General features: G+C 62.4%; 23 protein-coding genes. 9 read left to right on the top strand and 14 right to left on the bottom strand.

Translation table 11 applies throughout. The features are described 5' to 3' along the window. Positions 1-17: 17 nt before the first annotated feature. On the top strand, positions 18-740 hold the full coding sequence (locus ACQZ6J_RS32055; RefSeq protein ID WP_163986965.1) for a YdcF family protein: 723 nt from the start codon (positions 18-20) through the stop codon (positions 738-740). Positions 741-838: 98 nt separating this feature from the next. Then, the gene (locus ACQZ6J_RS32050; RefSeq protein ID WP_449086988.1) at positions 839-1642 is read left to right on the top strand and encodes a lysophospholipid acyltransferase family protein; all 804 of its coding nucleotides are present in this window, start codon (positions 839-841) and stop codon (positions 1640-1642) included. Between the two features lie 35 nt (positions 1643-1677). Here ACQZ6J_RS32050 and ACQZ6J_RS32045 read toward each other — a convergent pair whose 3' ends face one another. Next, a complete protein-coding gene (locus tag ACQZ6J_RS32045) occupies positions 1678-2211 on the bottom strand; it encodes a gamma-glutamylcyclotransferase (RefSeq protein ID WP_449086987.1) in 534 nt (177 codons plus the stop codon). A 50-nt stretch (positions 2212-2261) separates the two neighbouring features. Between ACQZ6J_RS32045 and ACQZ6J_RS32040 the strand changes: the two genes are divergently transcribed. Next, the gene (locus tag ACQZ6J_RS32040; RefSeq protein ID WP_449086986.1) at positions 2262-3275 is read left to right on the top strand and encodes a DUF2125 domain-containing protein; all 1014 of its coding nucleotides are present in this window, start codon (positions 2262-2264) and stop codon (positions 3273-3275) included. Between the two features lie 4 nt (positions 3276-3279). Here ACQZ6J_RS32040 and ACQZ6J_RS32035 read toward each other — a convergent pair whose 3' ends face one another. The 4 genes from ACQZ6J_RS32035 to ACQZ6J_RS32020 form a co-directional block, all read right to left on the bottom strand. Beyond that, positions 3280-3708 carry a GNAT family N-acetyltransferase gene (locus tag ACQZ6J_RS32035; RefSeq protein ID WP_449086985.1) on the bottom strand — a complete coding sequence of 143 codons (429 nt, stop codon included), beginning with the start codon at positions 3706-3708 and terminating at the stop codon, positions 3280-3282. 27 nt (positions 3709-3735) lie between these two features. Further along, the gene (locus tag ACQZ6J_RS32030; RefSeq protein WP_449086984.1) at positions 3736-4665 is read right to left on the bottom strand and encodes a prephenate/arogenate dehydrogenase family protein; all 930 of its coding nucleotides are present in this window, start codon (positions 4663-4665) and stop codon (positions 3736-3738) included. Continuing rightward, positions 4662-5771 (bottom strand): histidinol-phosphate transaminase, encoded by a 1110-nt coding sequence (hisC, locus tag ACQZ6J_RS32025; protein WP_449086983.1) that lies wholly within the window; start codon positions 5769-5771, stop codon positions 4662-4664. The genes ACQZ6J_RS32030 and hisC overlap by 4 nt, the downstream gene beginning before the upstream one ends. A 102-nt stretch (positions 5772-5873) precedes the next feature. Further along, the gene (locus tag ACQZ6J_RS32020) at positions 5874-6653 is read right to left on the bottom strand and encodes a class I SAM-dependent methyltransferase (protein WP_163986972.1); all 780 of its coding nucleotides are present in this window, start codon (positions 6651-6653) and stop codon (positions 5874-5876) included. A 53-nt stretch (positions 6654-6706) separates the two neighbouring features. Here ACQZ6J_RS32020 and gloB point away from each other — a divergent pair, with 53 nt between their 5' ends. From gloB to ACQZ6J_RS32005, 3 genes are all read left to right on the top strand, one after another. Further along, the gene (gene gloB, locus ACQZ6J_RS32015; RefSeq protein ID WP_449086982.1) at positions 6707-7477 is read left to right on the top strand and encodes a hydroxyacylglutathione hydrolase; all 771 of its coding nucleotides are present in this window, start codon (positions 6707-6709) and stop codon (positions 7475-7477) included. Continuing rightward, a complete protein-coding gene (locus ACQZ6J_RS32010; protein WP_449086981.1) occupies positions 7477-7902 on the top strand; it encodes a cupin domain-containing protein in 426 nt (141 codons plus the stop codon). Before gloB ends, ACQZ6J_RS32010 begins: the two co-directional genes overlap by 1 nt. Before the next feature lie 175 nt (positions 7903-8077). Further along, positions 8078-9193: an esterase gene (locus ACQZ6J_RS32005; RefSeq protein ID WP_449086980.1), complete on the top strand. Its 1116-nt coding sequence runs from the start codon at positions 8078-8080 to the stop codon at positions 9191-9193. Positions 9194-9226: 33 nt separating this feature from the next. On the opposite strand, the gene yddG is transcribed toward ACQZ6J_RS32005, so the two are convergent. Together yddG and ACQZ6J_RS31995 are read right to left on the bottom strand one after the other, a co-directional pair. Continuing rightward, entirely contained in the window at positions 9227-10126 is a 900-nt protein-coding gene (gene yddG, locus ACQZ6J_RS32000; protein ID WP_449086995.1) for an aromatic amino acid exporter YddG, read from the bottom strand. 39 nt (positions 10127-10165) lie between these two features. Continuing rightward, positions 10166-10942: a DUF3108 domain-containing protein gene (locus ACQZ6J_RS31995; RefSeq protein ID WP_163986976.1), complete on the bottom strand. Its 777-nt coding sequence runs from the start codon at positions 10940-10942 to the stop codon at positions 10166-10168. A 236-nt stretch (positions 10943-11178) separates the two neighbouring features. Between ACQZ6J_RS31995 and rpmB the strand changes: the two genes are divergently transcribed. Together rpmB and ACQZ6J_RS31985 are read left to right on the top strand one after the other, a co-directional pair. Then, the gene (gene rpmB / locus ACQZ6J_RS31990; protein ID WP_163986977.1) at positions 11179-11481 is read left to right on the top strand and encodes a 50S ribosomal protein L28; all 303 of its coding nucleotides are present in this window, start codon (positions 11179-11181) and stop codon (positions 11479-11481) included. Between the two features lie 114 nt (positions 11482-11595). Continuing rightward, positions 11596-12231 carry a queuosine precursor transporter gene (locus ACQZ6J_RS31985; protein ID WP_163986978.1) on the top strand — a complete coding sequence of 212 codons (636 nt, stop codon included), beginning with the start codon at positions 11596-11598 and terminating at the stop codon, positions 12229-12231. Between the two features lie 89 nt (positions 12232-12320). Here the strand turns inward: ACQZ6J_RS31985 and ACQZ6J_RS31980 are convergent, their stop codons facing one another. From ACQZ6J_RS31980 to ACQZ6J_RS31965, 4 genes are all read right to left on the bottom strand, one after another. Then, the gene (locus ACQZ6J_RS31980; protein ID WP_449086979.1) at positions 12321-13274 is read right to left on the bottom strand and encodes an esterase-like activity of phytase family protein; all 954 of its coding nucleotides are present in this window, start codon (positions 13272-13274) and stop codon (positions 12321-12323) included. A 152-nt stretch (positions 13275-13426) separates the two neighbouring features. After that, positions 13427-15328, bottom strand: coding sequence for a cobaltochelatase subunit CobT (cobT, locus tag ACQZ6J_RS31975; protein ID WP_163986979.1), 1902 nt, complete (start codon positions 15326-15328; stop codon positions 13427-13429). 17 nt (positions 15329-15345) lie between these two features. Then, positions 15346-16335, bottom strand: a complete 990-nt coding sequence (cobS, locus tag ACQZ6J_RS31970; RefSeq protein ID WP_163987355.1) for a cobaltochelatase subunit CobS — start codon at positions 16333-16335, stop codon at positions 15346-15348. A 308-nt stretch (positions 16336-16643) separates the two neighbouring features. Beyond that, positions 16644-17264: a J domain-containing protein gene (locus tag ACQZ6J_RS31965; RefSeq protein WP_163986980.1), complete on the bottom strand. Its 621-nt coding sequence runs from the start codon at positions 17262-17264 to the stop codon at positions 16644-16646. Positions 17265-17372: 108 nt separating this feature from the next. Here ACQZ6J_RS31965 and ACQZ6J_RS31960 point away from each other — a divergent pair, with 108 nt between their 5' ends. Beyond that, complete coding sequence (locus tag ACQZ6J_RS31960) at positions 17373-17660, top strand: BolA family protein (protein ID WP_163986981.1); 288 nt, start codon at positions 17373-17375, stop codon at positions 17658-17660. An 18-nt stretch (positions 17661-17678) separates the two neighbouring features. Here ACQZ6J_RS31960 and ACQZ6J_RS31955 read toward each other — a convergent pair whose 3' ends face one another. The 3 genes from ACQZ6J_RS31955 to ACQZ6J_RS31945 are packed head-to-tail and all read right to left on the bottom strand — an operon-like array spanning position 17679 to position 20709. Further along, on the bottom strand, positions 17679-18989 hold the full coding sequence (locus ACQZ6J_RS31955) for an HlyC/CorC family transporter (protein WP_163986982.1): 1311 nt from the start codon (positions 18987-18989) through the stop codon (positions 17679-17681). Beyond that, a complete protein-coding gene (aroB, locus tag ACQZ6J_RS31950; protein ID WP_449086978.1) occupies positions 18989-20119 on the bottom strand; it encodes a 3-dehydroquinate synthase in 1131 nt (376 codons plus the stop codon). The genes ACQZ6J_RS31955 and aroB overlap by 1 nt, the downstream gene beginning before the upstream one ends. Beyond that, entirely contained in the window at positions 20116-20709 is a 594-nt protein-coding gene (locus tag ACQZ6J_RS31945; protein ID WP_449086977.1) for a shikimate kinase, read from the bottom strand. Before ACQZ6J_RS31945 ends, aroB begins: the two co-directional genes overlap by 4 nt. Positions 20710-20742: the final 33 nt, after the last annotated feature.

The raw sequence follows: 20742 nt of genomic DNA, 5'->3' as shown, positions 1-20742 counted from the left end.
TCGTATAATAGCGAATCATGAGCATGGATCTGACGACTCGCAAGACCGTGAGTTCGCATGCGCTGCGGGCGCGAACCCGCGGCGACGGACCCGTGCGCCGCAGTCTTTTCCGGCGTTTCCTGCGCTGGGGCGGCTTCGGTTTCATCATCTTCGTCGCCATCGTTTTCGGCGGCTTTCTGCATTTCGCCGATTCGATCACCACTTTGAAGCCGCCTCTCGACCCGAAGGCCGATGCCATCGTCGTGCTGACCGGCGGCTATCAGCGCATCGACCAGGCCGTCGAGCTGCTGCGCACCGGCGCCGGCAACCGCCTGCTGATATCGGGCGTGCATCCGACCACGACGCCATCGCAGATCCGCAAGCTCACGCAGAGCCCCGCCAATCTGTTCAACTGCTGCGTCGACGTCGGCTATGACGCGCTCGATACCATCGGCAATGCCCGCGAAGCCGCGAAATGGATTCATGCCCGGGGCTACAAGAGCGTTCTGGTGGTGACGAACAACTACCACATGCCCCGAAGCCTGGCGGAACTGAAATACGTCGATCCCGCGACCGATTTCATTCCCTACCCGGTCGTCAACTCCGACTTGAAGACAAAGAACTGGTTCACGGATCCGAATGCGCTGCGCACGATGATCTATGAATACGCCAAGGTGCTTCTCGCCGGAGCCCGCAACATTACGGGCCTTGGACGCCCGACCGGCCTGCGCTCGCGCCAACCGCTCGATGACGACGAGTAAGACGCGAAACCACGCACGCGCCGACTTTTTATTGACGCTGTAATCGTGTAGGCAAACCTTCGGATGCCGGCGCAAGCCGGTGCACTGGGAAAGCCTCGATGATTATCCTGCGTTCGATCCTGTTCAATACAGCCTTCTATGCCAATCTGATCATTCGCATGATCGTGTTGACGCCGATCTATTTCCTGATGCCGCGCAAGGCGGCCTACGCGATCCCCAAGGCATGGGCGAAATCCAGCACCTGGCTGATGGCAAAGATCGTCGGCACCACCTTCGAGGTTGAAGGCCTGGAGAATATCCCCAAGGGCAGCTTCATCTTCGCCCCCAAGCATCAGTCCTTCTGGGATACGTTCGCGCTGCTGCCCTATCTCGACGATCCGGTCTACATCCTGAAGCGCGAGCTGCTGTGGATCCCGCTGTTCGGCTGGTATGCGAAGAAGCAGCGTATGATTCCAGTGGATCGCAGCGCCCGCGGCAAGGTCATGTTCGACGTCCTGAAGCGTACGCGCGAAGAACTCTCCACGGGCCGCCAGCTCATCATCTACCCCGAGGGCACGCGCCGTCCGCCGGGAGCGGAGCCCGTCTACAAATACGGCATCGCGCGCATGTATCGCGATCTCGGGATTCCCGTCGTCTCGGTCGCCATGCATCCCGGCCTCTTCTGGCCGCGCCGCACCTTCCGCAAATATCCCGGCCATATCAAGGTGCGCATCCTGCCGCCGATCGAGCCCGGCATGGATCCCGACGCCTTCTTCGCGCGCCTGATCGAGCAGACGGAAAAGGCCAGCGACGAACTGCTGGTCGAGACGATCGCCGACAACCCGAACCTGCCCATTCCTCCGACGGCGGCACACCGCTTGGCCGAAATCAGCAAGGCGAAGCCGGTCACCGCCGCGGTCTGAGACGGCGCATCCGCCTCCAAACATGCGAACGGGACTCAGGACGCCTTGCGCATCCGCTCCACTTCACCGGCGACCTGCTCCAGCCAGTGGTCGCGGATGCCCATGTCGCGCAGATGCGTCAGCGTATTGAAGAGATAGGCATCGTTCGGGCCGGACCGCCCGCTGGCGGCTTCCACCACATGGGCTGCCTCGATCGCATCCAGCGCGCCGGCATATTGCCTGTGGGCGCGGTCGACGACATAGGCGACGGCGGTGACGCGCCGTCCGTCGGCAAGCCGGATCGGCAGCGTCTTTTCCAGGTAGACGTTGGTGACGAGTTCGCGCTCGCGCAGATAGGTCAGCACCTCGTCCCAGGTGGACACCGGCACGCGAAATGCGATGCCGCGGCAGGAGCCGCCGCGATCGAGACCGAGCACCAGACCGGGACTCTCCTCTGTGCCGCGATGGACCCAGGAACGGACGCAGAGCGAGCGGCGATACCCGAAAATGTGGGCCTCGGCCCGTTCCTCATAACCAAAGCCCGGATTCCACATAAGCGATCCGTAGCCAAACACCCAAAATTCGTCCATATCCAACGCCAAATCACTGTGAAGCTTCAGTCCAACCATTGGAGAACATCATGGCAGCGTCAAGCCAGAGCGTAACGACCGGTCGAGGCAAGCGTCTGTGGCTCATCCTGCTGGGGCTGGTGGTGGTCCTGGCCGGTCTTTACACCGGTGGATGGTATTACGCGACCGGTTTCGTCAGGGCCAATGTCTTGAAGGCGCTCGGCCAGCAGAACAGCGCCGGCGTTGCCGGCAAGTGCGAGAACATGGCCTTCAACGGCTTTCCCTTCTCCATCGGCCTGACCTGCGACACGGTGACGGTCGACAATCAGACACAGGGCGTCTCCGCCAATTTCGACATGCTCAGCGCCTCGGCGCCGGTCTTCCAGCCCAACCACGTCAGCTGGAGCCTGAAATCTCCGGCCGAATTGCGGACGGCCGCGGGCCTGTCGGTGTCGGCGGAGTGGACCGATCTGCAATCGAACCTCGTCGCCAAGGGCCGCGGCGTCGCGCAGAGCGAGACCGCCATCGACGGGCTGAAAGCGGGCATCGTCTCCTCCTTCACCGGCCAGAGCATGAATGTGACGGCCGCCCATACCGAAATGCATGCCAGCCAGAACGGCAGCGATCTGGATTTCGCCATCGGCATCGAAAATGCCAATGCCGTGATCAAGGATTTTCCCCAGACCCTGCCGACGGCATCGAGCAGTGCCAGCGTGACTCTATCAGGCAAGGCCGGCCTGCTCGATGGCAGCGATCGCGAAGGGCTTCGCGGCGCCGCGGGCGTGCTGCACCAGGCCGTCATCGATATCGGCGATGGCCGCATCATGACGCTTTCCGGTCCGTTCAATTTCGACGATGAGGGTTTTCTGTCCGGCCAGTTCAAACTGGAGATCAATCAGATCGGCCCCTGGGGCGATAGCCTGACCGCCACGCTTCCCGCCGCCAAGAGCATCATCAAGACAGCCACGAAAATGCTGAAGGCGCTTGCCGGCGGCGCGGACAAGGTCTCCGTCGACCTGACCGCCGATCGCGGCCGCCTCTCGCTCAGCGGCTTCATTCCGCTCGGCAAGATTCCGCCGATCTGAGAGCCTATCCTTTGCGCGCGCCGGAGATGTCCTTCAGGAAGAATATCTCCGGGCTCGGCTGGACAATGCGAAAATCGATGCTGCCGGCGGCCTGGAAGCCGTTGCGGCGATGCCAGGCCTGAGGCTCGGCTTCCGCCCATTCGCTTGATGTCATCAAGTGCTGCGCACCCTCTTCGATCATGGCGCTCTCCCAGGCTCGAAAAAGGGTCGTTCCCACGCCGGCGCGCTGATGGGAAGGCAGCACGCGGATCATGTCCATATAGGGTATCTTGCCCCAGAAGCGGCTGAACCGCAGGAAGCCGACGCATTCGCCATCCCGCTCGGCGACGAAATATTCGCCGTGCTGGATGCAGCGTGCGATCCAGCCCTCGCCTGCGTCATCGTGCTCAACGAGCCACGGCAAGTCCTCGAAGCGCCCGCGTCTGACGGTCATCGGCGCCCCTCCGTCGCACAGGAATGCCTATTCCTTCGTATCCAGGGCATGGCGGCCGAAATCCGGCGCATCGACGTCCTGGCCGGCCTCGACGATCGAGCGGCGGATGGCGCGGGTACGGGTGAACAGTTCGAAGATCTTGTCGCCTTCGCCCCAGCGGATGGCACGCTGCAGCGATGCAAGGTCTTCCGAGAAACGCGCCAGCATCTCCAGTATGGCATCGCGATTGTGCAGGCACACGTCGCGCCACATGGTCGGATCGGAGGCGGCCAGGCGAGTGAAATCGCGGAAACCGGACGCGGAATATTTGATGACTTCCGACTCGGTCACCGTCTCCAGGTCGTCGGCGGTGCCGACGATGTTGTAGGCGATGAGATGCGGCAGGTGCGAGACGATCGCCAGCACCTTGTCGTGGTGCTCGGGGTCCATCTCGTCGACGCGGGAGCCCAGGGTTTCCCAGAAAGCGCGCAGCGTCTTGATCGCGGCCTGGTCGGTGCCGGGAACCGGCGTGAAGATGCACCAGCGTCCCTTGAACAGCCCCGGAAAGCCGGCATCCGGGCCGGACTTTTCCGTACCCGCCAGCGGGTGGCCTGGAATGAAATGCACGTTGGACGGCATATGCGGCTGCATCTGCGCAATGACCGAGGCTTTCGTCGATCCGACGTCGGTGACGATGACGCCCGGTTTCAGATGAGCGGCGATTTCCCTGGCGACGCTCTCCGAGGCACCCACAGGTACAGAGACGATGACAAGATCGGCGTCCTTGACCGCTTCGGCCGACGATGGCGTATAGCGGTCGCCGAGCTGCAGCTCTTCGGCCCGCTTCAGCGTCTCGGCGCTGCGCGTCGAGATCACCACGTCCTTGGCAAGGCCCAACCGCTTGATGTCGTGGGCAATGGAGGAGCCGATGAGGCCGATGCCGATCAGTGCGATACGGTCGAACTGGATGGTGCTCATGCCTTGCGCCCCATAAATTCCGTCAGGGCGTCGATGAAGCCGAGATTGGCCTCTTCGGTGCCGATGCTCATGCGCAGCGAATTCGCGAAGCCATAGGCCCGCACGGCCCGGACGATGTAGCCCCGGCTCGTGAGGAAATCATCGGCCTCGGCCGCGCGCTTGCCGTCGCTATCGGGGAAATGGATCAGAACGAAGTTCGCGACCGATGGCGTCACCGTGAGGCCGATGGCTTCGAGCGCAGCCGTCATCCTGTCGATCCAGAGCGTGTTGTAGGCAACGGCCTTTTCCGTGAAGGCCTGGTCGCGAATGGCGGCCGCTCCGGCAACGATGGCCGCCGAGTTCATGTTGAACGGGCCACGGATGCGGTTGATCGCATCGATGATGTCGACCGGGCCATACATCCAGCCGATGCGAAGGGCAGCAAGACCATAGACCTTCGAGAAGGTGCGGGTCATGACGACGTTCTGGTTGGCGGAAACAAGCTCCAGGCCGGCCTCGTAGTCGTTACGGCGGACATATTCGGCATAGGCGGCGTCGAGCACGAGGATGACGTGCTTCGGCAGGCTCGCATGCAGGCGGCGGATCTCGCTGACCGGCACATAGGTCCCCGTCGGATTGCCGGGATTGGCAATGAAGACCATCCTGGTCTTCTCGGTGACGGCGGCGAGGATGGCGTCGATATCGACGGTGCAATCCTTTTCCTTGACCGTCACCGGCGTCGCGCCGGCGGCCATGATCTGGATCTTGTAGACCAGGAAGCCGTGCTCGGTGATGATGCCTTCGTCACCGGCGCCGAGATAGGTGTGGCAAAGAAGGCCCAGCAGCTCGTCCGAGCCGTTGCCGCACAGGATGTTGGCGACGTTCAGCCCATGCACGTCGGCGATCGCCTGGCGCAGCTCCTTGGCCTGCCCGTCCGGATAGCGCTCGAGCTGTCCGGCGGCATTGCGGAAGGCTTCGATGGCCTTGGGGCTGGCGCCGAGCGGCGTCTCGTTCGAGGAGAGCTTGAACACGCGCGCAACGCCCGGCGCATGCTCCTTGCCCGGCACATAGGCAGCGATATCGAGAATGCCGGGACGCGGGACGGGCTTGCTCATTTCCATGCTCATGGGATCGACCTTGCGAAGGGCCGGAAAATTCCGGCTTGAAACACCCCGTCGCATTAATGCGGATTGACAAATTTGTCGAGTGTCAGGGCCTTGCCGATCGTATCAGGCCCCATCGCGCGTCGTCGGTATGCCGCGCGGCGCAAGCACCGGCACGAAGACGCGGCGCGAGGCGCGAACGGCAACGGGCAGCCCCTGATAGAGCCGCTTCTGCGCCTCGACGATGATGACGCCCGAGAAGGCCGGCCACAGGGTGCGGCCGACCCGCTCGAAGGCGCGGCGCAAGCGCAGCACCGTGCGCAGCTTCGAGGGCGGAAAGAACAGCGCCTCGGCCGTTGCGCCCGGCGTGAAATTGGTCTCCCGCAGCAGCGAGGTCAGCTGGCCGCGCGAATAGGGCCGGCCGGAACCGAACGGCGTATGCTCCATGCGCGCCCAGACGCCGCGTCGGTTCGGCACGGCGATGACGAGCCGCCCGCCCGGCGCCAGCACGCGCCAAAGCTCCTTCAGCGTCTCGCGCGGGCTTTCGGCGAATTCCAGCGAATGCACCATCAGCACACGGTCGATCGAACTGTCGGGCAAAGGCAGCTCCTCGTCGAAGATCAGGGCCGTCGACGATGCCGAGCCCAGCGGCCAGTTCACCGCGCCCTGCCCCGCCGGCATGAAGGCGAAGGTGCGTTCGGTATCGGCGCGGAAGCGATCGAGATAGGGAACGGCATAGCCGAGGCCGACAAGACGCTCCTCCGGCATGCGCGCCCAAATGGAGGAAAGCGCCATGGCAATCGACTGCTCCGCCAAGCGACCGAGCTCGGAATGATAGAACTGACGGAGATCGACAATATCGGCGTGCATCGAAACAAATGTTATCAGCCGAGCGTTGGACTTCAAGGCCGAACGGCTTACATTCTGTACCAACCCAAAAGACGAGGACGATTTCGATCATGAAACCATTGGAATTAGAGATATTTATCTGCCGTTCCGACAACTACGGCGTCTTGGTCCATGATCCCGAGACCGGGTTGACGGCATCGATCGACGCACCGGATGCGGATGCGATCCTGAAGGCGGCAGATCGTCGCGGCTGGACGCTCAGCCACATCCTGACGACCCATCATCACACCGATCACGTCGAGGGCAATCTGGCGCTGAAGGAACAGTTCGGCTGCGAGATCATCGGCCCCATCAACGAGGCCGTCGCCATTCCCGGCCTCGATCGCGCCGTCGGCGACGGCGATACCTTCGAATTCGCCGGCCATACGGTCAACGTCATCGAGACGCCCGGCCACACGGCCGGCCATGTCTGCTACCACTTCGTCGACGACAAGCTGCTCTTCGCCGCCGACACCCTGTTTGCGCTCGGCTGCGGCCGCCTGTTCGAGCGCACGCCGGCGGATATGTGGGCCTCGCTGCAGAAGCTTGCCGTCCTGCCGGACGAAACGGCTGTCTACTTCGGCCACGAATATACGCTCTCCAACGCCCGCTTCGCGCTGACCATCGATCCCGACAATGAGCGGCTGAAGGTACGCGCCGCCGATATCGAGGCGCTGAGGGCGGCAGGCAAGTTCACCATCCCGACGACGCTGGCGCTTGAGAAGGAGACGAACCCGTTCCTGCGCGCCGCCGATCCCGCCATCCGCCGCCACCTGCTGATGGAAAGCCGCGGCAATGACGAGGTCTTCGCCGAGATCCGCAAGCGCAAGGACAATTTCTGATGCAGGCGAAAGAGATTATCGAAACGCTTTCCATGCAGCGGCATCCGGAAGGCGGCTGGTACGTGCAGACCTTTCGCGATGAGAGTGGCGGAGCACGCGGCAATTCCACCGCGATCTACTATCTGCTTGAGGCCGGCGAGCGCTCGCATTGGCACCGGGTACACGACGCAGCCGAGGTCTGGCATTACTATGCCGGCGCGCCCCTCGCCTTGCATCGCTCGGCCGATGGCACGGCCAGCGAAAGGCTCGTTCTCGGCACGGATCTGGCAAGGGGCGAGCGCCCGCAGGCCGTCATTCCGGCCAACTGGTGGCAATCGGCCGAAAGCCTCGGCGAGTTCACACTCGTCGGCTGCACGGTCGCGCCCGGCTTCGAATTTTCGAGCTTCGAAATGGCCCCGCCGGACTGGAAGCCTGCTTCCGGCTGAGCCTCCTTGCCTTTCATTGACATCACGCAGGATGCGGCCAGACGGCGCGGAACGGCAGCCTTGAAAAAGCTCTGCGCTGTCTCAGCTTTACACGGGGAGAGAGAGAATTGATTCAACTGGAGGAGGTTTCTTCGTGCGCGTGTTGTTTCCTTTGCTCGTCGCGGCAGGCTGTGTCATGAGCGCCCCTGTCCTCGCCCTTGACGCACCGGCCTCGCCGCCGGCAGACCGGCCCTTGAAAAACTTCGTAACGTCGGTCGAAAAGGACGGGTCGATCACGTTCCGCCTTTATGCGCCGACGGCAAAGGCGGTCTCCGTCGCTCTCGGCTCGCGTGATCCCATGGCCATGCAAAAGGGTGACGATGGCACCTGGAGCGTCAGGACAGAGGTGTTGAAACCCGATCTCTACGAGTATTACTTCAACGTCGACGGCTTCCGCAGCATCGACACCGGCACCAACGCACCCAAACCGCAGCGGCAGGTCAACACCAGTCTCGTCCTCGTGCCCGGCGGCATTCTCGATATCCGCAATGTGCCGCATGGCGACCTGCGGCTGGTGACCCTGCATTCCAAGGCGCTTGCTTCGGAACGGCAGATGTATGTCTACACCCCGCCCGGCTACACCGATTCCTCCAAGCCGCTGCCCGTGCTCTATCTCTACCACGGCTTCGGCGATACGGTCGGTTCCTGGGTCGGGCAGGGCCGCGCGCCGCAGATCCTCGACAATCTCCTTGCCGAGAAGAAGATCGAGCCGATGATCGTCGTCATCCCCGATACGGAGACCGATGTGCCGGACGCGATCGCCGAGAATTTCCCCGCCGCCGATCGCCGCGCGAATTTCTATCCCGCGAATGCCGAAGCGGCCGATCGCGAGCTGACCGATGATCTCATCCCGTATATGAAGAAGCATTACCGAGTGCGGAACGACGCCGAGGGCCGGGCCGTCGCCGGCCTGTCACAGGGCGGGTATCAGGCCCTCGTCTCCGGTCTTTCGCATCTGGACACCTTCGGCTGGGTCGCAACCTTCAGCGGCGTCAGCACGACGACCGTACCCAACAAGACCGTGGACGCCGTGCTGAACGAGCCAGCCAAGATCAACAAGGCACTCCACAACTTCACGGTAACGGTCGGGAGCAACGACCAGGTGGTCGGCAAGGATGTGGCAGGCCTCAAGGCGACGCTGGAAGAGAAGAAAATCAAGCACGAATATCACGAATATCCGGATCTCCAGCACGAGATGGACGTCTGGAGGCCATCGCTCGCGGCCTTCCTGGAAAAGGTCTTCAAGAAATAACGTCGGGAATGGCTGGCATCGATGGCGGCGGAGCTATTCCGCCGCTTCGGCCTGCGCCTGTTCGGTATCGCCCCGGCGCAGGATCATGCGGTGCGCGGCCAGCACGGCGCCGCCGGTGACGAGCAGGCAGGCAAGCGCGATGCCCCAGCTCGGCTCGGCAAAGCCGAACAGCGTCAGGATCAATGTCGACAACAGCGGTGCGGCATAGCTCGCCGCGCCGAGAATCTGAATGTCGCCGTTCTTGACGCCGTAATCCCACGCATAGAAGGCGGCGCCAACGGGGAAAAGGCCGAGACCGAGTACGGCGATCCATTGCGTCAGGCTCTCCGGCCAGATCGTTTCTTCCAGCCCAAGGTGGCAGAAGAGGGAGAGAATGGCCGTGACGAGGCAGAATATGGTGACGACGTCGGTGGAAACGGCCTCGAAGCGGCGCGTGATCAGCGAGTAGCCGGACCAGGTGAAGGCGCAGAGGAAAGCCGCGCCGTAACCGACGGCATAGGCGCCCTCGAAATGGAAGCCGTTGCGGCCGACGATCAGAACCGTACCCGCCAGCCCCATCAAGGCGCCGAGGATATGATACCAGCGAAGCCGCTCGCCGGGCAGGAGCGCGGAGCCGACGACGATCAGCAACGGCCAGAGATAGGCGATCAGCCCCGCTTCCACCGCCGGCGCATGCCGCAGCGCCGTGAAATAGAGGAAGTGATAGCCGAACAGGCCGACAATGCCTGTTATCCAGACCTTTGCGGGCTGGCGCAGCAGCTGTAAGCGCTCCGGCCTCAGCAGGAGCACGACGATGCCGGGAATGCTGCCGATGGCGAAGCAGATGGCAAGCAGCTGAAACGGCTGCATCCTGCCGGACGCCACCGTCAGAAGCGCCAGAAACGACCACATCACGATGGCCGAGAAGCCCGTCAATGTCGCGCGAAATTTCACCCCTGCCCCCAGCGTATCGCTGCGGACGCCCTCCATCCGCTAGCTGCCGTATTTTACGGCCGTGATCGTCACCGTCCCGTATTGCGTGGGAATGCGAACGTAGACCGGAGCATATACATTCATGGCATCGGCCTTGGCAAACCAGATCTCCATGTTGTCGCTCTTGGCGAGATAGAGATAATCCTTGCGCGTGCCCTTGTAGCCGCTCTTCGGCGTGAAGCGCACCGCGCAGGCAATGGTCTTGCCCTTGAAGCCATCGGTCGAGAACGGGTGCGATCCCTTCGGCGACAATTTCAGATCCATGCGCATCTCACCATCGAAGACGGCCAGCGTCTGGTTGCAGAGGTTGAGGTTGGGCGTGATCGGAAAGATCATGCCCGAAATCGGATCGAGCACCGACTTCAGGTCCCCTTCGGAAAGCGGGATCCAGCTGTCCGGCCGCTTCGGCTCCGGCGTGATCGTATTCGACGTCACATTGCCGTTGGTATAGGCGACATCGTAGGTGCGTTCTTTCTTGCCGCTCTTGTAGAACAGCGAGTAGTGAGTCGCCTGCAGCCTGTTTTCATCGACGACGCCGGTCACGTCAGTCCTGGCATCGATGGAGGTGACAAGATCGGCAAGACCCGCGGAGGTGATATCGCCTCGGATGGTGAATTGCTTGCCGGTGACCTCTGTCTTGAAATCCGCTCTGGCGATCGGCAGGCCAGCCAGCGAAACGCGATAGCGCGTTTCATGCCGCAGCACGTCGGCCAATGCCACCGACGGCATCGACGCAACGATCGCTGAAATAACAAGCCACTTGCGAATTTGAACCATGATCAAGGCCTTCAACGAGGATCAGGCAAGATATATAGTGCTTTACTCGCCCGCTGCGAGCGCCAGAGAACAGCAGCTTTTTGACGGAATTGCGGGAAAACACAAGGTTTGGCTTGACGTGGCCGGCCGCTCTGACTATAGAACCGCAACTTTCCAATTATGGCCTGTTGGATTGCACGCCGGGTTTTGCTCGGGATGCTTATTCAGTGGCCGAGAAAAACAAAAGTAGGTGTACCATGTCCCGCATGTGCGAATTGACCGGCAAGGCCGTCCTCGTGGGCAACAACGTTAGCCACGCCAACAACAAGACCAAGCGTCGGTTCCTGCCGAACCTCTGCCAGGTCACGCTGATCTCCGACGTTCTCGGCCAGCGCTATCGTCTGCGCGTTTCCGCTGCAGCGCTTCGCTCGGTCGAACATCGCGGCGGTCTCGACGCCTTCCTCATCAAGGCAAGCGAAAACGAACTCAGCATGCGCGCTCGCCTGCTGCGTCGTCAGATCGTCAAGAAGTCTGCTGAAGCTGCCGTCGTCGCTGCTTAAGCGATAGCACTTAGCGACGTCATACGGGCTTAAGAGGCTTGCACGGATCGTATCCGGACAAGCCTTTTTCCATGTCCGGTTTCTTCAACTGGTGGCATCTCCCAGGATAAAAAAATGCTGACAGCACGTCATACCCTTATCTACGTCTTGCTGATGACGCTGGTCGTCGTCGCCTCCAATATCCTCGTGCAGTATCCGCTGCAGGCGACGATCGCCGGCATCAATCTCGCGGATATCCTCACCTGGGGCGCCTTCACCTACCCGGTCGCCTTCCTCATCACCGATCTGACAAACCGCCAGTTCGGCCCGAAGGCCGCGCGCAAGGTCGTGTTTGCCGGCTTCGTCGTCGGCGTCGCGCTGTCCTTCTATACGGCACAGCCGCGCATCGCGATCGCCTCCGGTTCCGCCTATCTCGCCGGCCAGCTCCTCGATATCTCGGTCTTCAACCGCCTGCGCCGCATGGCCTGGTGGCGCGCGCCGCTGTTCGGCTCGCTGATCGGCTCGATGCTGGACACGCTGATCTTCTTCTCCTTCGCCTTCGCCCCCCTCTTCGTCTTCTTCGGGCCGAACGATCCCTTCGCGATCGAATGGGCTCCGATCCTCGGTGTGTTCTCGACGACGGCACCGCGCTGGATTTCCTGGGCAATCGGCGATTTCTCGGTCAAGGTGACCGTCGGCCTCGTCATGCTGCTGCCCTATGGCGCGTTGATGAACATGCTGAAGCCGATGTCGCAGGCACCCACGGCCTGAGAAGCCGATAGTCCGCAGCGCCGCCTACGGCGGAAGAGCATTCCTGAATACGAGAGAACGGCGGCAGGCGGAATCGACCCCTGCCGCTTCTAATTCTGGCTCACGACGCTCTCATCATGCAGCTTGAATTCCAGCATCAGGCTGCGCTGCAGGATCGAGTGATTGTCATCCGAGACCAGGACGAGGTGAAGGGAGCCGTCGCCGGCCCGGAAGACATCTATGCCTTCCATATTGTCGATCTGGTCCCTGGAGCTGGCCTCGAAGATCACCTTGCCGTCCACGACCGCGTCCGGCTTGATATCCGCGCCGGCTATTCGGCGGATACGCACGCCAAGGCCGTGCATCAGCCCGAAACGGCGCTCCAGCAGCAGCAGGTCCCCGTCCGGCAGAAAAACGCCGTCGCTGACATCGAAACCGCCATAGTGCCGAACGGTGAAGCGACCCTGTAGCGGCCCATCCAGAACAGCGGCGAGCATATTGCCGTCATCGTCCAGGCTATCTTCCGCGACGATGACGGCACCCCCCGCGAGCGGGCTCGATTGCGGCGCGATCATCAGCGCCTCGAGGCTGCGGTTGGCGCGCAGCTGCCATCTCGGGATCGGCAGGGGCATGGTGCCGTCCGGCGGTGAAATCTCGAAGCCGGGATCGGGATAGACATCGACGCGATGATATTGCTCGTAGCTGACAAGGACATGATCGCCGCGCAGCGCCAGCCCCTCCGCATCCATCGATCCCTTGCCGGCATCGGTGCTGCCGTCGCGGTCGATCATCGGCATGATTCGCGCATCGCTGATGCCCTTCAGCCGGCCATTGTCGTCACGTTCGATCGCGCCTGTCAGCCAGTGGCCGGTATCCAGCACGGAGATGAAATGCCGCTGGTCAGGGCGAAACCGGACCGCGGAGATGGCGCCAAGAAGCGAATTGTCCGAACTGAGCTCCAGGCCGCCGAGAAACTCCAGCGCACCGAAGCGCGTCTGATCGGAGCCCGGTCTGAAAGTGGAAATGATCCTGGCCTGGATAGCTGCCGGACCGCCCGCATCCACGTCATTTCCGAAGTTGCAGCCGGTCAGCAGGCCGGCGAACACGGCCAGCAGGCACGCATAGTTCCCGGCAATCGGCAGGGTCCGACGACCCGGGCCTCCAGGCGAAGAAGGCACCGGCCGCGGGACCGATGCCGAAAAGAGCCGCGGCGGGCTCAGCTCGCGCGGCGCATGCGCGAGCGCGGCATGCTCGTCTGATCCTCGAAAAGCGAGGCGAGCTGCTCCGTCATCGCTCCGGCCAATTCGTCGGCATCGACGATGGTGACGGCGCGGCGATAGTAGCGCGTCACGTCATGGCCGATACCGATGGCCAGCAGTTCGACGGGCGAGCGGGTCTCGATCTGATCGATCACGGCGCGCAGGTGCCGCTCCAGATAGTTGCCCGGATTGACCGACAGCGTGGAGTCATCGACCGGAGCACCGTCCGAGATCATCATCAGGATACGGCGTTGCTCGCGGCGTCCAAGGAGACGGTTATGCGCCCAGATGAGCGCCTCGCCGTCGATATTCTCCTTGAGCAGGCCTTCGCGCATCATCAGTCCGAGGTTGCTGCGAGACCGTCTGTAGGGCTCGTCTGCCGACTTGTAGATGATGTGGCGCAGGTCGTTCAGCCGGCCCGGCGTTTGCGGCTTGCCGCTGGCAAGCCACTTCTCGCGCGCCTGCCCGCCCTTCCAGGCCTTGGTGGTGAAGCCGAGGATTTCGACCTTCACGCCGCAACGCTCCAGCGTACGCGCCAGGATATCGGCGCAGGAAGCGGCAACCGTAATCGGCCGTCCGCGCATCGAGCCGGAATTGTCGATCAGCAGCGTCACGACCGTATCGCGGAACTGCGTATCGCGCTCCATCTTGAAGGACAACGCCTGCGTCGGGTCGATGATCAGGCGCGGCAGGCGTGCCGGATCGAGATAGCCCTCTTCCAGGTCGAAGTCCCAGGAGCGGTTCTGCTGCGCCATCAGGCGGCGTTGCAAACGGTTGGCAAGTCGTCCCACCGCACCCTGCAGATGCGCGAGCTGCTTGTCGAGGAAGGCGCGCAGGCGTTCGAGCTCAGCCACGTCGCACAGTTCCTGCGCCGTCGTGGTCTCGTCGAACTCCTCCGTATAGACGTGATAATCGACCTTCTCGTTGAAATCGGCGAAAGGCGTATTCGGACGGCGGGTCTCGCCCGGCGTTTCCGAGTCCTCCTCGCCTTCCTCGCTCATGTCCTCGTCGGAGATCTCACCGCCGTCTTCGGTCGCGCCATCCTCCATCTGCTCGTCCGAGGCTTCGCTGTCTTCGGCAGGAGCGGCATCGGAGCCTTCGTCCTGGTTGGCCTCGTCGTTATCCTGATCTTCGCCGTTCGGCTTGTCCTCTTCGCTCGGCTGTTCCTCGCTGTCGGGCTCGGATTGCTCGTCGCCATATTCCTCGGCCATTTCCATGGCCGTCAGCATATTGCGGACGACGCGGGCAAAGCTCTGCTGGTCGTTGATGGTCGAAAGCAGGTTGTCGAGGTCGCCGCCAGCCTTTTCCTCGATGAAGGGACGCCACAGGTCCAGCACCTTGCCGGCGCTTTCCGGCGGCTTCTGGCCGGTCAGCTTCTCGCGCACGATCATGGCCATGGCTTCACCGATCGGCGCGTCTTCACGCCGTTCGATGCCGGAAAAATTTGCCTTGGCATATTTTTCCGTATTCATCGAGCTGATGTTGGCGGCAACGCCGCTCATGCGCAGCGAACCGATCGATTCGACGCGCGCCTGCTCGACGGCATCGAAGATGCTGCGGGCATCGGCGCCCTGAGGCGCCATGACGGCATGGACACGGGCGTCGTGACAGGCCAGCCGCAGCGCCATCGAATCGCCGAGGCCGCGCGTCACCGCCAGCTCATGCATCGTCGGCCGCTTCGAAAGCTCCGGCAAGCGGATGCGCTCGCCGGTCATCCCCGGGCGTTCATTGGCGAAGGCCACCTCGACCTCGGCGTCGCCGGCGATCGAGCGGACACAGCCGGTGATCGCCCGGCGCAACGGCTCCATGTCCACCGGGGCACCCGGCTTCGCTCTGGAATTATCTCCGCGACCTGACATGATGTGTCGGCTCTTCCTTAGGCTTCGAGCACGATGTTGGCGGCACTTTCCTTCAGCTCGACACCGAAGGCGCGCTGATAGTGCTCGGCGACCAGCGGCCGCTCCAGCTCGTCACACTTGTTGAGGAAGGTGACGCGGAAAGCAAAGGCGACATCGCCGAAGATCTCCGCATTCTCGGCCCAGGTGATGACGGTACGCGGGCTCATGACGGTCGACAGATCGCCGTTCATGAAGGCCGCGCGCGTCAGGTCGGCAACGCGCACCATCTTCGAGACCGTGTCGCGGCCCTTGTCGGTGCGGAAGGACTTCACCTTCGCCAGAACGATATCGACTTCGTTGTTGTGCGGCAGGTAGTTCAGCGTCGTCACGATCGACCAGCGGTCCATCTGGGCCTGGTTGATCTGCTGCGTGCCGTGGTAGAGGCCCGTGGTATCGCCGAGACCGATGGTGTTGGCGGTCGCGAACAGGCGGAAAGCCGGGTGAGGACGGATGACGCGGCTCTGGTCGAGCAGGGTCAGGCGGCCCGAGGATTCCAGCACGCGCTGGATGACGAACATCACGTCCGGGCGGCCGGCGTCGTATTCGTCGAAGACGAGCGCGACATTGTGCTGGTAGGCCCAGGGCAGGATGCCGTCCTTGAACTCGGTGACCTGCAGGCCATCCTTGACGACGATCGCGTCCTTGCCGACGAGATCGATACGGCTGACATGGCTGTCGAGGTTGATACGAACGCAGGGCCAGTTGAGGCGTGCGGCCACCTGCTCGATGTGAGAGGATTTGCCGGTGCCGTGATAGCCCGAGATCATCACGCGGCGGTTGTGCGCAAAGCCGGCGAGGATGGCGAGCGTGGTCTCGCGGTCGAAGAGATAGTCCGTATCCAGGTCTGGTACGTAAGCGCCGCCCTGGCTGTAGGCGGGAACGCGAATGTCGGAATCAATGCCGAAAACGTCACGGACCGAAACGGTGGTGTCGGGAACTTCGGAAATATCAAGGTCAATCTTGCTCATCATGTCTCCAGGGCGGGTGCTCTCACCCAGCCATATCAATCTCAGCCGTGTTATCCGAAACGCCGCAGCTTTGTTGCCCGCATCCGTTCGGTCGGAACAGCGGCGATACTTCTCCGGGACTAAAGCAAAATCTCGGCGCGATGAAATGATCGCTTGCGAGCATCCTTGAACAGAGTCCCGGACAAGAAACGCCGCGTCCGGAAAGTTGGCCGAGGTGCAGCCAGCCAAATGCGCACCCTGCCGCGGTTGCCCGCGGCTTCAGCCGATTTGGACCATACCTGATTGAAGGCGGAGAGCAAGGACAGGAATTAACAAAAACCGTTCTGTTTCAATAATTGATAGGCCTGGATGACCGCGCGGAAGCGCTCCTCGGAGCCGCGATCGCCGCCATTGGCGTCAGGATGGTGCATTTTGACCAATTCCTTGTACCGGCGCTTGATTTCGGGCGCCGTGGCGGCAGCGCCAAGCCCCATGGTGTCGAACGCTTTCGCTTCGAGCGTTTTCAGCTTGCGCTGCTGCGGGAAACGCGGTCCCCGACCCTGTCCCTCCCCTTCCTTGACGAAGCCGAAAGGATCGCGGACGCGGGAATAGGCGCCGGAGCGGACGTCGGAATGGAGCGGGCTGTTCTTGGCGGCCTTGTTGACACCGACCGTCCAGGTCGGACGATGGCCGGTGATGGCTTCCTTCTGGTAGCGCGCAATCTCTCCATCCGAGAGGCCGGAGAAATAGTTGTAGCCCTTGTTGTATTCCTTGACGTGCTCGAAGCAGAACAAAAAGAACTGCCCTTCCGCATTGCGCCCGACAGGAGCGCGATGCGTACCGTGCTTGTCGCAGCCGTCCCATTGGCACGTCGGCGGCCCCTGCTCGGGCTCCTGCGGGCGTTTGCGGCGGGTACGGATGCGATCGAAATATTTTGAATCAAGTCCCATGATGGCCTAATTATGGGGCCTCGATTGGCCCACAACAAGAATTGACAAATGGGAATGTTGCAGGCTTTGTGAGAACCTTTTTTTCGCAACGGAGATCGACGCGGGAACATGGAAACGACACTTAAATCCCGCATCGAGACGAAGCTCAACCAGGCTTTCGCGCCCGAGCGCCTCGCCGTCATCAATGAAAGCCACCTGCATGCCGGCCATCAGCCCGACATGACCGGAACCGGCGAGACCCATATAAGAATTCGCATCGTTTCCGCCAAATTTACCGGCATGCCGCGCCTTGCGCGCCACCGGGCAATCAACGAGTTGCTGAAGCCGGAGCTGGATGCCGGCCTGCATGCGCTTGCCGTGGAGCCTGCGGCGCCGGGCGAAGCGGTGCGCTGGTGACCCTGCAGAAGACGGAACTTATTCGGGCTTGATCTCTTCCGCCTCGGCGGGGCGAATGCGCAGCTTGGTGATGCGGTTCTTTTCCCGCTTCATGACGATGAAGCGTTTCCCATAGAAGGTGAATGCCTGACGCTCTTCCGGGATGGTCATCGATTCGTGGATGACAAGACCGGCAATCGTCGTCGCCTCCTCGTCGGGCAGATCCCAGTCGAGCGCGCGGTTGAGGTCGCGAATCGGTACGACGCCGTCGACGACGATCGAACCATCGGCCTCCTGCCGAACGCCCTGGATATCGAGATCGTGTTCGTCGGCGATGTCTCCGACGATCTCCTCCAGAATGTCTTCCAGCGTGACGATACCCTGCACTTCGCCATATTCGTCGACGACGACGGCAAAGTGCTGCTTGCGGCGCAGGAAGGCATTGAGCTGGTCTTCCAGATTGGTGCTGTCGGGCACGAACCATGGTTTCTGCGCGATCTTGACGATATCGAGATTTTCCGGCTCGACATCGGGCTCCGCCAGCGCTCTCAGCAGATCCTTGGCATGGACGACGCCGATGATGTTGTCGATCGAGCCGCGCCAGAGCGGCATGCGCGTATAGGGGCTGTCGAGGATGGCGCGCACCACCACCTCCGGCGGATCGTCGGCATTGATGGCGCGCATCGCCGTGCGATGAACCATGATGTCGGACAGCTCCAGCTCGCCGAGGTCGAGCACGCCGCCCAGACGGTCGCGGTCGGCCTTGACCACCGATCCCTCGCGGTGAAGCAGGTCCACGGCGCCGCGAAGCTCCTCGTGCGCCGACAGCATCGACACCTCCTTGGAGAGGTTGATGCCGAACAGGCCGAGGATCCAGCGGACGATGGCGTTGACGAAACTCGATACCGGCCCGACGATGGCGACAAACAGCCGCACCGGCGCAGCCACGTTGAGCGCAAAGCGATCCGGCGTCGAAATCGCCCAGCTTTTCGGCAGCACTTCGGCGAAGATGACGAGGATGACCGTCATCGCAGCCGTCGCCACTACCACGCCGGAATTGCCGAACAGGCCGAGGAACACGCTGGTCGCAAGCGAAGAGGCAAGGATGTTCGCGAGGTTGTTGCCGATGAGCAAGGTGCCGATCAGCCGGTCCCGGCGCTCGATCAGCCGGCGCACGACCCCGGCATTTTCGTCGCCATTGGCCTCAAGCGTGTGAATTCGGGTTCGGGAAACGGCGGTCAGCGCCGTTTCCGAACCGGAGAAGAATGCCGACAGCAGCACGAGCACGACGATCGAGGCGATCTCGGGCCAATATTCGAACAATACAGCCAGCGTGCCCTCGACCGTCATCAGGGATGCTTTTCCTTCAGGAAGCTCAAGACTTCGGAAGACGGCACATCGTCGGCGACGAAGGACTGGCCGATACCGTGCGTGAGGATGAAGGTGAGCTTGCCGCTCTTGACCTTCTTGTCCTGGGCAATGGCGTCCATCAGCGTTTCGGCCGGCGGCAGATCGCCGGGGATGTCGCCCATTCGCGTCGGCAGGCCCACGGCCTGCAGATGCGCCTCGACGCGCTTCGCATCATCCGGGCTTGCGAGATTGAGGCGCGCGGAGAATTCATGCGCCAGCACCATGCCGATAGCCACGCCTTCGCCATGCACCAGCCTGCGGCTGTCGTAAGCGGTGGCCGCTTCCAGCGCGTGGCCGAAGGTGTGGCCGAGATTGAGGAGCGCCCGCGGCCCGTTCTCACGCTCATCGGCAACGACCACATCGGATTTTGCCTGGCAGCTTGCCGCGATCGCCTCGATGCGCGCCGCGCCGCCGGCAAAGACTTGCCTCCAGTTGGCCTCGAGCCAGGCGAAAAAATCCGGCTTGTCGATCAGGCCGTATTTGGCGACTTCGGCGTAACCGGCGCGGAACTCCCGCTCGCTGAGCGTATTCAGCACATCGATATCGGCGAGCACGAGATCCGGCTGATGGAAGACGCCGACCAGGTTCTTGCCGTGATGGGTGTTGATGCCGGTCTTGCCGCCGACCGACGAATCCACCTGCGCCAGCAGCGATGTCGGAACCTGGACGAAACGAACGCCGCGGCGCACGATCCCGGCGGCAAAGCCGGCGAGATCGCCGATGACGCCGCCGCCGAGCGCGATCACCGCGTCGTTGCGCTCCACGCGCGCGGTCAGCACCGCATCGCAGACGGTCATGAGATGCTCGAAGCTCTTGGTCTTCTCGCCGGCCGGCAACACGAGGCTGGATGCCTGGATACCCTCGGCTTCAAGGCTCGCGACCAGGGAGTCGAGATAAAGCGGGCCGACGTTTTCATCCGTGATGACGGCAGCCCTTCGCCCCTTCAGCCGCGCGGCGATCTCGCGCCCTGCGCGGGCGATCAGGCCGGGGCCGATCAGGATGTCGTAGGCGCGCTCGCCGAGAGGCACGCGCACGAGACGTTCCGCGGTGGCCGGTGTGATCGCATTCATGGTGCTTTGCTTTCTGCTGTATTTCCCTCGGCGATGGCGGCAAGGACTTCCTTGACCATGACCTCCTTGCCCACATCGCGGGAGAGAACCGTGAGATCGGCTTCCGCATAGGTCGGATAGCGCGCATTCATCAGGTTCTCGAGGGTCTGCTTCGGATTCTCGGTCTTGAGCAGCGGACGCGTGTCACGCTTGTTGACCCGGTCCCAGAGCACGTCGAGATCGGCCTTGAGCCAGACGGAGAGGCTGCCGCGCTTGACATGCATGCGCGTGCTGTCGTTGATGAAGGCGCCGCCGCCCGTCGAGACCACGCGCGGGCCGCCGCGCAGCAGCCGCTTGATAACGCGCGTTTCCAGCGCCCGGAACTCCTGCTCGCCATAGGCGGCGAACAATTCGGTGATCGTCATGCGCGAGACGCGCTCGATCTCGACATCCGTATCGACGAAGGGAATGCCGAGCTGCTGAGCGAGAAGCCGGCCGATCGAAGATTTTCCCGCACCCATCAGCCCGACCAGAACGAGATTGCGCTGACCCAGCGCGTCACGCGCCCGGTCTTTCAGGCTTTCGGCAAGAGTCAGAACGTGTTCACTCATCGGCCCATTCACAATTTCTTTGGAAACGGTATC

Source organism: Rhizobium sp. A37_96, assembly GCF_053521765.1.
The sequence above is the reverse complement of the archived record's forward strand: the minus strand, read 5'-3'. Positions and strand labels throughout refer to the sequence as shown.

Bases quoted from the DNA above. Each gene is read 5' to 3' on its own strand.
- ACQZ6J_RS32055 (WP_163986965.1), top strand. From the start codon at position 18: ATGAGCATGGATCTGACGACTCGCAAGACCGTGAGTTCGCATGCGCTG.
- ACQZ6J_RS32050 (WP_449086988.1), top strand. From the start codon at position 839: ATGATTATCCTGCGTTCGATCCTGTTCAATACAGCCTTCTATGCCAAT.
- ACQZ6J_RS32045 (WP_449086987.1), bottom strand. From the start codon at position 2,211: ATGGACGAATTTTGGGTGTTTGGCTACGGATCGCTTATGTGGAATCCG.
- ACQZ6J_RS32040 (WP_449086986.1), top strand. From the start codon at position 2,262: ATGGCAGCGTCAAGCCAGAGCGTAACGACCGGTCGAGGCAAGCGTCTG.
- ACQZ6J_RS32035 (WP_449086985.1), bottom strand. From the start codon at position 3,708: ATGACCGTCAGACGCGGGCGCTTCGAGGACTTGCCGTGGCTCGTTGAG.
- ACQZ6J_RS32030 (WP_449086984.1), bottom strand. From the start codon at position 4,665: ATGAGCACCATCCAGTTCGACCGTATCGCACTGATCGGCATCGGCCTC.
- hisC (WP_449086983.1), bottom strand. From the start codon at position 5,771: ATGAGCATGGAAATGAGCAAGCCCGTCCCGCGTCCCGGCATTCTCGAT.
- gloB (WP_449086982.1), top strand. From the start codon at position 6,707: ATGAAACCATTGGAATTAGAGATATTTATCTGCCGTTCCGACAACTAC.
- ACQZ6J_RS32010 (WP_449086981.1), top strand. From the start codon at position 7,477: ATGCAGGCGAAAGAGATTATCGAAACGCTTTCCATGCAGCGGCATCCG.
- ACQZ6J_RS32005 (WP_449086980.1), top strand. From the start codon at position 8,078: ATGAGCGCCCCTGTCCTCGCCCTTGACGCACCGGCCTCGCCGCCGGCA.
- ACQZ6J_RS31995 (WP_163986976.1), bottom strand. From the start codon at position 10,942: ATGGTTCAAATTCGCAAGTGGCTTGTTATTTCAGCGATCGTTGCGTCG.
- rpmB (WP_163986977.1), top strand. From the start codon at position 11,179: ATGTCCCGCATGTGCGAATTGACCGGCAAGGCCGTCCTCGTGGGCAAC.
- ACQZ6J_RS31985 (WP_163986978.1), top strand. From the start codon at position 11,596: ATGCTGACAGCACGTCATACCCTTATCTACGTCTTGCTGATGACGCTG.
- cobT (WP_163986979.1), bottom strand. From the start codon at position 15,328: ATGTCAGGTCGCGGAGATAATTCCAGAGCGAAGCCGGGTGCCCCGGTG.
- cobS (WP_163987355.1), bottom strand. From the start codon at position 16,335: ATGAGCAAGATTGACCTTGATATTTCCGAAGTTCCCGACACCACCGTT.
- ACQZ6J_RS31965 (WP_163986980.1), bottom strand. From the start codon at position 17,264: ATGGGACTTGATTCAAAATATTTCGATCGCATCCGTACCCGCCGCAAA.
- ACQZ6J_RS31960 (WP_163986981.1), top strand. From the start codon at position 17,373: ATGGAAACGACACTTAAATCCCGCATCGAGACGAAGCTCAACCAGGCT.
- ACQZ6J_RS31955 (WP_163986982.1), bottom strand. From the start codon at position 18,989: ATGACGGTCGAGGGCACGCTGGCTGTATTGTTCGAATATTGGCCCGAG.
- aroB (WP_449086978.1), bottom strand. From the start codon at position 20,119: ATGAATGCGATCACACCGGCCACCGCGGAACGTCTCGTGCGCGTGCCT.
- ACQZ6J_RS31945 (WP_449086977.1), bottom strand. From the start codon at position 20,709: ATGAGTGAACACGTTCTGACTCTTGCCGAAAGCCTGAAAGACCGGGCG.